The 11965-nt window shown below is 37.9% G+C and carries 11 protein-coding genes; 6 read left to right on the top strand and 5 right to left on the bottom strand.

Annotated features, from left to right (window positions below; all coding sequences use genetic code 11):
- The first annotated feature begins 21 nt into the window (after positions 1 to 21).
- Together HS5_RS03335 and HS5_RS03330 are read left to right on the top strand one after the other, a co-directional pair.
- Positions 22 to 342 carry a hypothetical protein gene (locus HS5_RS03335; RefSeq protein WP_236753453.1) on the top strand — a complete coding sequence of 107 codons (321 nt, stop codon included), beginning with the start codon at positions 22 to 24 and terminating at the stop codon, positions 340 to 342.
- 75 nt (positions 343 to 417) lie between these two features.
- Complete coding sequence (locus HS5_RS03330; protein ID WP_236752702.1) at positions 418 to 1419, top strand: hypothetical protein; 1002 nt, start codon at positions 418 to 420, stop codon at positions 1417 to 1419.
- On the opposite strand, the gene HS5_RS03325 is transcribed toward HS5_RS03330, so the two are convergent.
- The 4 genes from HS5_RS03325 to HS5_RS03310 form a co-directional block, all read right to left on the bottom strand.
- Positions 1414 to 2190 carry an aldose 1-epimerase gene (locus HS5_RS03325; protein WP_236752700.1) on the bottom strand — a complete coding sequence of 259 codons (777 nt, stop codon included), beginning with the start codon at positions 2188 to 2190 and terminating at the stop codon, positions 1414 to 1416. The two genes, HS5_RS03330 and HS5_RS03325, sit on opposite strands and share 6 nt — an antisense overlap.
- Positions 2191 to 2626: 436 nt before the next feature.
- Positions 2627 to 3373, bottom strand: a complete 747-nt coding sequence (locus HS5_RS03320; protein WP_236752699.1) for a hypothetical protein — start codon at positions 3371 to 3373, stop codon at positions 2627 to 2629.
- Positions 3374 to 3424: 51 nt separating this feature from the next.
- Positions 3425 to 6832, bottom strand: a complete 3408-nt coding sequence (locus HS5_RS03315; protein WP_236752697.1) for a molybdopterin dinucleotide binding domain-containing protein — start codon at positions 6830 to 6832, stop codon at positions 3425 to 3427.
- Complete coding sequence (locus HS5_RS03310; protein ID WP_236752696.1) at positions 6829 to 7461, bottom strand: arsenate reductase (azurin) small subunit; 633 nt, start codon at positions 7459 to 7461, stop codon at positions 6829 to 6831. Before HS5_RS03310 ends, HS5_RS03315 begins: the two co-directional genes overlap by 4 nt.
- A 169-nt stretch (positions 7462 to 7630) precedes the next feature.
- Between HS5_RS03310 and HS5_RS03305 the strand changes: the two genes are divergently transcribed.
- From HS5_RS03305 to HS5_RS03290, 4 genes are all read left to right on the top strand, one after another.
- A complete protein-coding gene (locus HS5_RS03305; protein ID WP_236752694.1) occupies positions 7631 to 8395 on the top strand; it encodes a hypothetical protein in 765 nt (254 codons plus the stop codon).
- 81 nt (positions 8396 to 8476) lie between these two features.
- The gene (locus HS5_RS03300; RefSeq protein WP_236752692.1) at positions 8477 to 9163 is read left to right on the top strand and encodes a sulfocyanin-like copper-binding protein; all 687 of its coding nucleotides are present in this window, start codon (positions 8477 to 8479) and stop codon (positions 9161 to 9163) included.
- 75 nt (positions 9164 to 9238) lie between these two features.
- Complete coding sequence (locus HS5_RS03295; protein WP_236753452.1) at positions 9239 to 9991, top strand: dioxygenase; 753 nt, start codon at positions 9239 to 9241, stop codon at positions 9989 to 9991.
- Between the two features lie 104 nt (positions 9992 to 10095).
- Positions 10096 to 11478, top strand: a complete 1383-nt coding sequence (locus tag HS5_RS03290) for a SelD-related putative sulfur metabolism protein (protein WP_236752690.1) — start codon at positions 10096 to 10098, stop codon at positions 11476 to 11478.
- Here the strand turns inward: HS5_RS03290 and HS5_RS03285 are convergent.
- Positions 11475 to 11933, bottom strand: a complete 459-nt coding sequence (locus HS5_RS03285) for a DsrE/DsrF/DrsH-like family protein (RefSeq protein ID WP_236752688.1) — start codon at positions 11931 to 11933, stop codon at positions 11475 to 11477. The genes HS5_RS03290 and HS5_RS03285 overlap by 4 nt on opposite strands.
- Positions 11934 to 11965: the final 32 nt, after the last annotated feature.

The following is an 11965-nucleotide window of genomic DNA, read 5'->3' as shown; positions in this document are numbered from 1 at the left end:
GTAAATTATTTATTTAAAAATATTATGGAAGAGAAGGAAATTGTCCTCAAAGCCTTAGAAAAAGTAGATAAATGGTACGTCCAGCTTGCAGGAATTAAAGGAGAAGAGCTCCTCATTGTATCACAGAAGGAAGTTCCAAGGGAAATAGAAGTTGATGAGATCAAATTTTCAGTCAAGCATTATTCTCCGGATGAATATCTAAAGGCAATAAGTGAGGATGAGGATGAATTTCGGTCTTATCATGTTTATTACTTCGTGAAAATGTACATGAGGAAAGTCCTCGATTTGTTAGCTTACCTTGAGGTAAACAAATTCAGGATAGATGAGAAGGATCTATTATGAGGAAAGTGCTGAAGTTAAAACTGTTAAAATTCAATTCTAGTCAAAATTTATATAGTATGTAACAAAGTTACCCATATGAAGTTAGGTTCTGAATGGTTCCCCATGGTAATAGGTACTTTCGCTTTATCCTTAATAAGTTGGATGAACTCTGTAATTTTCAATAGTCCACTGCTCTTTAACATAGGTAAGGTAATTTACTTTATAGCATTAATACTATTTATCGTAATATTAACAGGCTGGATTTCAAGAGAAATAACGAACTGGAGGGAAGATATGGAAAATCTTAACAGGGTAAGTTTCACAGCGTTCCTAGGAGTTATCCTGTTCATTGCAGGGTTCTTTTTCCTTACTTATGTGGAAATAAATTACGAAGTGGCTTATTCACTTTTAGTAGTGTACTTTATAGGTTATGCTATAGTATTTTCCGTTAATATATACTTAGGGTATAAACTCTTCACGAAGGATGTGAAGCAAAGTGACATATCTTATGCACTTTTGGTTCCTTCAATAGCACTTTCAGCTAATGTAATATTAAGTGCGCCTTTATTACCTCCTTCATTCCCATATATAAACGAGTTCTTCAGTAAAATAGCATATTTTATAATGTTGTTTTCCGTAGGGATAACATTCTTCCAGGTTATATTCATAGGAAGCATAGCATTCCTTTCGCACATTATATACAAAGGAAGCTCTGCAACTATAATGATACCTGTGGGAGCAGCAAGCGTCTTGGCAATAAATATCCTTGTCTTTCCATCATATAACTACTTAAACTTCTTCTATTTCCCGCAAAAGTTTGCAATAACTTTAGCAATATTCCTCTGGGGGTTTGAAATTTGGAACTCATTAGTTGCGCTAATAATTGCGGTAAAACATGTAAAGGACAGACCTTCACTTACTACATGGGCTTACGTATTCCCATTAGCAATTTCTTCATTTGCCGACTTTATGCTATATCAAGAGACTTCCTTAGCTGTCTTTGAGTTCACAACAATAGCTTTTTCAATAGCAATAATCCTGCTTTATGTGTATTCACTGAGGAACACAATCAGCATCATAAGATCGCCCACATCATAGTCTTACTGATATTCTGAAAGTAAAGTCCATAGTTTCACCTTCCTTAAGCGTGGCAAGTCCTATCTCGTTATGAAATGCGTCAGGAGCACCGCTCATTGGCTCTACTGCTACAGCACTCGGTTGTCCAGTGTATATTTGAACGAAATCCATGTTTTCCTTTTCTATTGTAACTTTAGAATACTCAGAGAATAAGGTTACATTTCCCTTGAGTAAAAAGCAGTCATCGTATTCTCTCTGGGTTATTGTGAAATCCTCCATTTCTCCGGTAGGTATCTTATCCTTCATTATTAGCCTCTTTGCTCTATCTGGAAAAATCCTCCAGTTTCCCCTAACTATGAAGTATGGATGTGCACCCACAACAAGCGGTGCATCGCTCCCTTCGTTCTTTATACTAATAGCTGTAGTTAAGGAGGAAGAATCTAGCAGATATCTGACTTTTATGAATAAAGGAGAAGGATATCCTTGATCTTTAAGGTATAAAGAGAGAGTTACTTCGTCGTTCTTTAAGCTTTCAATGTCCCAGACTTTATCCCTAACTAGACCATGTATGGCGTTTCCTTCAGAGTTCTTAGGAAGCTCGTATTTTTTACCTCTCCAGCAGTACTCTCCTCCTTTTATCCTATTGGCAAAAGGAATTAAAAGAGCCATTCCTCCCCTTGTCTGCCTTTCTCTCCCTTCCAGTAAAACGTCTCTTGAGTTAACTTTGAACGAATATAAGTAAGCACCTCTCTCTAGAATTTCCGCCTCTGTGTCCCCTTTTTGGATGTGCATATATTATGATCACTTTATGGATAAAAAAATTTATAGTATAACCTCTAGGAGTTCCATATAACAAACAGAAAGTAAATGCTTTGCAGTATACTTCATTTTTGTCAAAATTGACGTAAAACTTGCTTTTAATGTAACAAGATTTTGAATTTATACTTGGTTATACCTTAAAGGTCAAGGTAGTGCATTATATGTAATAACACTGTATGCACGCATAATTCCTACCCACAAAGTTAGGTGTTTTGCGTATGCCCTTGACCTTCAGAGTCTGACCAAGTATAATGGAGTTAATAGCTGGGAAAATTAAAGTATACAACAAAGCAGGAAATAAAAATTTCACACTGAGCGTGAACGACTTAAAATCTTTTCAATTCAAAATTAGCTAAAATATAACAATTTACAGAGAAATGTAAAAATTAATGGTAGTCCAAACCTTAAGTCATTTTCTACTCTTTATCACATTATTACTTACTATCCTAAATTCCTTAGGAGGCTTAGGGAATAAAGCGTCATAATTAAGCTTCAGTCCTATTGCAGTTATTGGGGGTAGTAAAATGTAGGCTAGAAAGAGTGCAGTATCTCCTATAGGCAGAAATAATAAGGAGTTCGCTGCAGGAATTACAGTAGTCAAGAGAATAGGTATCGATATGCAACAACTACCTCCACCTATTATCCCCAAAAGAGGTGCAATGAGTATTACTTTAGCCCTTTTCATTCTTGAGGAGATTTCAAGTACCCTCATTATATTCCCCGTAACTAGGATAGCTATGATTAAGCCCATTACCATTGCGTATAATGAGAGCTCAAAGTAGTAATTTGGAGGAAACCCTCCAGCTATTGCAGGGTTGAATACTAAATTCATTGCTGCAGTGTATAAAGTTTCAGGATATAGCGGAGTGAAAGAGAATGTAATGAAAGGAGATGTCACTGTGAATAAGATTCCGTATAGTCCTGTAAGTAACCTCTCTAGCACTATACTGTAAACTACATAATGCACCGACAAATAGGAAAAGAATATTGCTAAAGCTAACTTACCTTTCTTCAAATAGTGGAGAGGTCTCCTAAGTATCGTCTTTAATAAGAACAAGAGTAGGGAAGACCAGAATATTATATTCCCTACCACGGAATATAAGAAATAGTCTGGAGAAGTAGGAGAAATATAAATTATGAAAAATCCAGCTAACATAAGGAGAAGATATCTACTAATAATAAAAAAATAATTAACTTTCATTTAAGCTCACGAAGGTGGATGGAAGCTTATTGGGGCAAACGTTAGTCTAGCTTTAGTCTCATCTGATACTGTCCCTATCTTCTTTATATTTACCCAGCTCCACTTGACCATCTGGTTGTCAGTTACTGGATCTACTGTTGGAGTAGTTGTGTTATTAGCTCCGGGCTTAACTTCGAAAGCCATTGCTATGAATAACTGACCAGGAGGCACTGTACCGGACTTCCATACTATTGCGTCTACAGAACCGTAATCGTTATACAATTCCACAATATCTCCGTTGTCCAAGCCTTCGTTCTGTGCGTCAGTTTCACTCATCATCACTATTGGATAAGGAAGCCTCTGTAAGATTTCCGGTATTTGGTAGTCTATCCATCCAGACTGGAATATTATGTTCCACCTTCCGTTATTCAACCAGTACTTGTATTTACCTACTAGGCTAGCTGGGTATCCGAAGATTCCTACATAAGGCGTCGGGAACGGGTTGAAGCCATTAATTACGTAAGGTAATAGATCGTTCCAGCTGTAGCCGAACATAGATTGTAAGTCGTTAATACTTACGTACTCCACGTTTCTAGTTATTAACGGTAAGCTTATTGTCTGACCAGAGGGAGTAGTACCTACAGTAATTGCTTGGTTCGGATTAATTGTAACTTCTTCAACTCTCAATTTTCCGCTAATTGCGGGCTCTGCATAGTTTACCAGACCGTAAAGGGTAAAGCTTCCGTCGGAGTTTGTAGTCTTTCCTAGGATTGGTAATTGTACGCCTATAGTTCTTGCGGCCTGTAAATCATTCAGATCTATTTGAGCCCATCCTGGAGCCCAGTGAGGTACTACGTATCCGTAGGGCCAGGATTTGAAGTTAGTGGGTCCGTTAGCGACATAATAGTTCCATAGGTCATTATAAATATTAAACCAGTTATAGTCATAATAGAATTCCGAATAGCTACTTAGCGTTGTTAAGGACAACGGTTGTGATGGCGGTGTCTTCATATTGGCACTCAATGAATTCCATATCTGGTTAAATGCTTGATATATCCTTTGTGCCTGCTGAGAGTTCTGGTTTCCTTCTGCTGTGTATAACTGGTAAATCTCATAAGCTATCATTGCATAAATCCAAGGATCTGGCATTGCACTACCTGGTGGAGAGTGGTAAACTTGGTCTAATCTGAGTCTCCTATCGTGACCATCCCACCTAATTTCATAAGTCTCGCCGTGGTTTGATGCAGAAGGTAATAGCAAGTGAGCAGCTCTCTCAAAAATTCCGTTTTGGTTAAGTATTATATCGTTACCTACTACGAATAATGCTCCAGGAACTGCGTTGGATCCACTCAAACATGAAATTACTGCATTAGCATATGTGTCTGGGTCTGGGAAGTTAGGTAATGGCGCTCCTACATTCTGGGTATTGAATTGCCCGCTGAGTATCTGCGAATTAGTATTTGACGAAGGTATTCCTAAGTTGATTGTGTTCTCTACGCATTCCTGTAGTAGATGTGCTCTATTATCAATTACTTGGCTCAACTTCTCACCACTCATTGTTAGTTTATAAGGATTGGTAGTGAATACCCATAGTACCTTACCGTAACCGCTATAGATTAGGTAGTCTATTACTGGATTGTCTTGATATACTTGAGGTACTAAAGTCGAAGTGTATTGACTATAGAAGTTCTTTATGTATTCAGCTATTGCTGGTCCAGTGACTGTTTGACCTTGTGCTTGCAACTGCTGAGGGACGTATTCGTGCATCTGAATCCAGTAGTTCCTAGACGCATTAAGGTTAGAAGACCACGGAGGAGGTGGAGGTAATGGGAATGCCGCACCTCTCTGGTGCCCGAAGCCTGTTGAAACTCCACAACCTGGCCTTCCAGATAAGGCTCCACTGATTATCCCTAAGTTAGCTATTGCGTATATTGGAGTATAATTAGCAGACCATATTACTCCCTTCTCAAACTCCACTAAAGTCCTCTTATAGAACGTCTGTCCACTACTGCTAGTTTTGGGTGCTGCAATAATATCTCCTATTAACTGTATAACGCTTTGAGATACTCCAGTTATTTGAGAAGCTTCAGATAACCAATCGCTTAGTGACTTTGACTGTAGGTATTGTAGATAGTATTCGTAAGTATTGTCATTAAAGTTAAAGCCGTATTGACTCGCGTTCTTGTACATATTAATGAAGTTATTAACTACGTCTGGGTAAGTATAATAAATATAAGCAGCAATCGCGTTAGCTAATTCAGAGTCGGTTCCTGCATTAACTTGAGCGAACACTACGTATTGATGAGCTGGATTATACTGTCCATTATATACTGTACCAGCTGTAACGTCATATCCCTGCATTGCGTCCTGTACGCTAACTCCTAACTTAGCAGTTACCGCTTTGACAGTCTCTGAAGGTCTTGCCTCTACTATGATAATGTTAGCTGGGTATGCGGGTTCACCGCTCTCGAACCAAGCTTGTTTTCTATCTATAGTTGTCCCGGTTATGTTATCGAATATGTGCTGGATTAAGTTAACAGTAGAAGTTGAATACTCGTTTATTCCCCATAGGATTAGGTTGTCAGCAATCGTTATATCTAACATGCTTGCAGTGTCAGTACCGTTTCCGTTAGTTGCCTCTTCTAAGGCGTCTTGCGTAAACGAGAAAGCAACTTGATAGTGGAACCTCACAAAAGGCGTTGCTAATCCCATGTGGATTAATAATCCCGGCATTAAGTTGCTGAAGACTCCTCCTCCCTGTCCTCCTCCGTGGTCTGCTCTTATTGCTAGGACTTGAACTGCTGCAGGACCTACTGGATACTGAAAAGTCTCGTTATCCATGTAGTACTTAAGCACTTTGGCTGCAACTTTAATTGCATAACTCCATCCTACTGGTTGTAAGCTACCGTTCCATCTTATCATAGGAGTTTTTATTCTAGATTGATATACTGCAAATCCTGAAGCAACGTCACTGTATGGGCTCCAGTTCCTCTGTGCGTTCCTTCCTCCTCTAGTAGAGTAATTGCCCTCGTTTACTGGGCATTCTGAGCTTGGAATTTCTTCTATCCATACTTCTTCCCATGTCTGTGTGTTTGGATTATATCTCATAGTCCTAGTTACCATTCCTTCTCCTATCCATGGAGTCCCGGTCAGTGCAGATAGTGATGTGAGAGGTGATGTATAATCCGCCTGGTATGATTGTAGACTCCTTGGTTTACCGTTTACTGTGAAGACGTAGTCTATGAAATTGTACTGTATCCCGTTCTGTCCTCCTTTTGGTTGACCTTCCTGTCCTACTGGGAATACAAATATGTCGTATCCACAGCCTACGTTACAGAACCTACAAGTAGCGAAATACCTCTCTGCAGAAGTAGGAGGTAATGGGACTTTTCTATTTGGTACTGCACTATATTGAGTAGAGGAACTACTGCTCATGAGCTACCACCCGATGTAGTGCCTTGTAATACGTTATTGTATGCACCGTAAACTAGCCTATTAAAGCCTAGTGCGTAAATTGTTCCTGTGCTTTCCTCATATTCTAAGATAAGCTGTGCTAAGTATTGGTTAGGATGTCCTATCACTTGCATTCCTCCTTTAGTTATATCATACTGTGAGAAGTGTTCTGGACATAATAAACAATTTGTGGCTGAATCATAAATTAATGGATATCCCATATGAGCACAGTATCCGCTGAAGCCTACTATATCATTATTAGGACCTACTCCTCCTATTGAAGGTACTCCCGTTTTAACTAAGATGACAGGATAGCCCATGTAAGTAGTCGATTTCGTAGTTCCTGCAGTTGGGAAATCGCTAACGCTTGCGATTGCAGTCTTTATGTATTTTTCTACTTGTGTTACCGTTTGTGTTACCGTCTTTGTAACGACTTCTTTTGTTACTTCAGGTTTTACTACAGACTTTTCTAATAATTTAGGAAAAGCTTGGCTTCCAATTACAATTCCTGCAGCAAGACCAGCTACTGCTGCTCCTCCACCAATTATTATAGCCCTTCTATCTGGATCCGGTGCTTTGCCCTCATTCTTTTTCTTTTCCTCACCCGACATGGTTAATCACTTTTATCATGTACAATTTAGTTAAAAAAATGGTAAAAAGTCTACATATATATGTTCAAGTACGCATATTTATTTTTATAAAAAATATAAAATTTTTTAATTTTGAAACATTTTTAAGTTAGCTATATAACACTTAATTAACGAAATAATAATAATGATGATGAGGACAAGAATCATTATCGCAATAGCACTGTTTCTATTATCAATCATTACCTACTATGCATCGTTTAACAGAAGCCTTATCTTCACGACTTCAGCAATTTCCTCCCTCTCATTTTGGTTTGCAGTGTTACTTCTAATACCTAACAGATTTTTCAAACTCGTCCTAAATGTTAAGAGGGCTAAAGCCTACTGGATATCTTTAGGACTGTACTTGTTCTTCCATGTCACGCTTTACGGCTTCTTTTACGGGATAATTTTAGGGTTAGACATTTTCATCCCCGTAGTTACTGTAAACTATGGAGTAGGAATACCGCCGTCTTCTATCCTACTCTTTCCATACTGGGAATCATTAAGTCCTGCAATAAACATAATCCTCCTAGGTTACGAGGACGTGATTTCCCCATTTATAACTTTTATAGGAGTAATATTAGCTTTGTTGCTTGCTGCAAATATAGAGAAAATCTTAGAGTTAAAAAGAGAAGTAAGCAGGAGAAAGGCTAGTGCTGTACTTATAGGCGCTCCATTAATAGGTGTCGTTTCTGGAACTTCATGTTGCCTTTCCTTACCTAGTATAATTATATACTTCGTTGCATTAGATTTAGGAGTAGTATTTTCCGTATTACCTATCTTAGCATCTCCGGTTTATTTCGCTTTCGTTTGGTACGGATTACCGATAGGTTCAGTGTTTTTACTTCTAGAGAATCTGATAGAGATGAACAAGGTTTTACGAAAGCTGAGTAAAAGGAAATGTCAAGTTAAATAATGAAAAGTTTGTTTAAAAGAAAAGTTATGAAGATTAACATATGAAAAATTTTATTATACGTTTCTATGTTAAATGTACTTAATGAACAAAGCCGTATCTACTTCCGTGGTAATAGTAGTAGCAATAGCATTAATTCTAGTGGCAGTGGCTGGATACTATTTAGCTACTAGGGCACCTATCAAAGTAGGAACCACTACTGCACCGCCAAGTACTATCTCAACAGTTACACAATCTACTACAACTCCAGTTACAACAACTACGCCAGTAACCACGTCTAAGCTGCCTCCTGGAGCAAAGCCGTTAGCATATAATCCTTCTACTCATACTGTGTATTTGTATATTTCTACTTGGGATAATGCTACGGTTTATAATTTTAATGGTACTAGTGGTGGTGAGTTGCATCTCTACATTCCTGCTGGGTGGACTGTTGATGTTGTTTATACTAATTATGAGCCTATAGACCATAACTTCATTATTGTTAAGAACAGTACTGCAACACCGAGTTGTAGCATAATACCAGCAAAGGAAATTCTATTATTCGCGGGAGTAACTTCCAGTGACTACTTCGATTCCGGAGTATCGTCAGGAGGATCAGCGACTGGGTCAATAACTCTATCACCAGGATACTACTGGTTCGCGTGCGGTTACGAAGACCACGCAGAAAGCGGAATGTGGGGAGTAATAGAATGCTCATCATCAATAACACAACCATATTACGAAGTAACTAACGAAGAAACAGAAGACGAAGAAGAAGAACAAGAAGAATAACACTACGCTTATAAAGAAAAACATTTTTTAATCCATCACTACTTTTCAACTTTTATTTTTAAAAGTCAATAGATTATTATGAAGGGTTATTTCATTTCTCATGGATCTCCTCTCTTATTAATAGAAGATAATAAATGGAAGGAAACACTACACAACATAGGGAAAAAGATAAGAGAAGAACTAGACCCTAGCACTGTAATAGTGATAAGCCCACATTTCTTTTCTTGGACGGGGAAATTCTTAATAGAAACTCAAGAAAAATTGGAATGTATACAAGACTATTATGGATTTCCAGAAGAAACATACAAGTATTGTTATTCTGCAGAGAATGACTTAAATATGGTGAATAAATTACTCTCTACCGGTCTTTTTACTCCAGACAATAACTGGGGTCTAGATCACGGTGCATGGATTCCGCTCTATTATATGTTTCCAGAAGGAATAAAAGTTGTAACAATCTCGATAACGGATAAATCTCCTGAGGAACATTATAAAATCGGGGAAGCTATAGGTAAAGTGATAGACGACAAGACTATAATTATTGGTACTGGATCTCCTACTCATAGGCTTGATCTATACTACTTTAACGTAACTCCTAAAGAAAGCAAATTCGATGCATTACTAAAGGACCTCTTGCTTAGAGGCGACTTTGAAGGTATCATGAAACTGGAAAATACTAAAGATTGGAAAGCATCACAACCTGAAGGGTTTTTGAGGCCTTTATATGTAGTTATGGGCGCAATAAAGCCAGAGAAAGCTAGCGTAATAGATTATTCCGTACCTTGGCCTGGAGTGAGTATGATAGCTGTCGAACTGTCTAGGGAGTAGTTTATTTATTATGTATATAATAAAATACATGATTATTCAAAACTTTTTTACAAAATTCATGTATATATCGTAAATTTTAAAATCTATAAAAATAAGTCTATCATATGAAAGAGGTATTTGAAAGATTTAGGAAAAACCTCGAGCTTTATAACAAGATGGGGTTAAATCCGCTCTCGCTGGCTACGGGCTGTGCAGTAAAAGTAGATTTAATAGATACTGTTTACCCTGCGATAGAGAAAATAAAGGAAAAACTACAAAATATTGAGATAATGCCAAGAGAAGATGCAGATATCTTTGTCACTAGGAAGACGATAGAATTAAAGAGAGTTATTGGCGAAGGTGCTTTTGATGCTGATAGGGGAGTAAGCTTAATTCAGGTTAACCAAGAAACTGCGGGAAATCCAGAGAAGTTTGCTGACTTTCTCTTGAGGGCATATTCCTCAATAAGAAGCAAGAGGAAGATAACAATAGGTAAAGGGCATTCTATCGTGACCACAATACCTAAAGCAGAGGTAGCAGTCCTAGATTTGATGAGGTTAGACGGAGAGAATATAAATTCGTACACCTTAGCAAACAACGACACAATACAGATTGTTGACCCTCTAGAAGACCCTGGATCACAGATGCAGGTAGACGTTGCAGTATCAAATTCTCTTAACGATTTATTTACTAAGGGGGCTTTTAAGAACTTAAGGATGATGCCTTTGTTTGATGCTCCTGATCTGGAGTTAAAGGAGAGGATAATGAAGAATTACGAGAACTACTCCAAGGAATATGGCCTAACCTTAATTAATGAAGTTCAACCAAACACTGGAAGTTTAATGTTGGGGGCAACAGTCTTAGGAGAATCAGACCACGAGTTACCAACGTACTATTCCAAAGTTGAAGAAGGAGACGAAATTATAGTTACCCGTCCCATAGGTGAGCTTGCACCAATTAATGTTTATCTATGGATTTTAGTAGTTCCGGAAGTTATGGACTTAATGGAGAGTAAAGGAATTTCATTCAGTAGGCTAGAGAGAGTAAAGGCTGAGGTAATAGAGCAGATGAGGAAACCAAACTTCTCTACAGCTAAAGTTATCTATAACTATTTGCCAGAGTTTGGTAAGGAGTTTGACAGAGATAACCATATTACTATGACTACAGACGTTACTGGACCAGGGATATTCGTTGTGAAGGAATTTGCAGAAAAGGCAGGAGTAGACGTTAAGCTAGAGAAAATCCCCGTTATAGACGAGGATATTGCAGAGTTTGCAACTGAAGGGTTCATAATACCTAATTCCACTGCGGGGACTAACGGAGGTATGATAATATTCTGCAGTAAGAAGATCTCAGACGAAATAATGGAGGATTTACAAAAAGAGGGACTTAAGCCAGAAAAGATAGGTAGAGTTTTAGGTAAGGGACAAGGAGTAGTACACGTAAACAAGGATGTTGAAAGGTTCATTCATAGAAAAAATGTATTATCTAACTTTAAAATAGATTAAATATACATCACTACTCCTCCGTAAACTTCCTCAAGGAAAGTTTCCGCTCCTTTTATATCGTCTACTATGTCCACAAAATCTTCTTTTTTAACATTATAAAAAGCTGAAGCTACCGGACAGGCATAAATTTTGAAAGAATCCTTGTAGTCCGTCTTTAGTTGTTTTAAGAATGAATACCAATCCTTAAGTTGTCCAGCTTTAACTGCGCTTTCAACGTTTTTTAAGAATTGCTCCGTGTAAGGAGAGTAAAACTCTGGCCTTATCGTCATTTCTAATCCTTGAGTATTTAGTCTTGGCAAAACGTCTTTTCTGAAGGCTATTACTCCTTCATTGACTAGATGCACTGTTACATCCCATCCTGCCGCTAAAGCTGCTCCGCCATATATTGCTACGCAACATATCCTATTTGACGCTCCAGATGCGAAAACTAGACCCAATTTTCTTTTTGATTCCATAAAAATCTTTATCTTCCTTAAATAATTAAATC

This window comes from Acidianus sp. HS-5 (assembly GCF_021655615.1).
In the GTDB taxonomy this organism is placed as follows: Archaea; Thermoproteota; Thermoprotei_A; order Sulfolobales; family Sulfolobaceae; genus Acidianus.
This window is presented reverse-complemented; position numbering and strand designations above follow the sequence as displayed.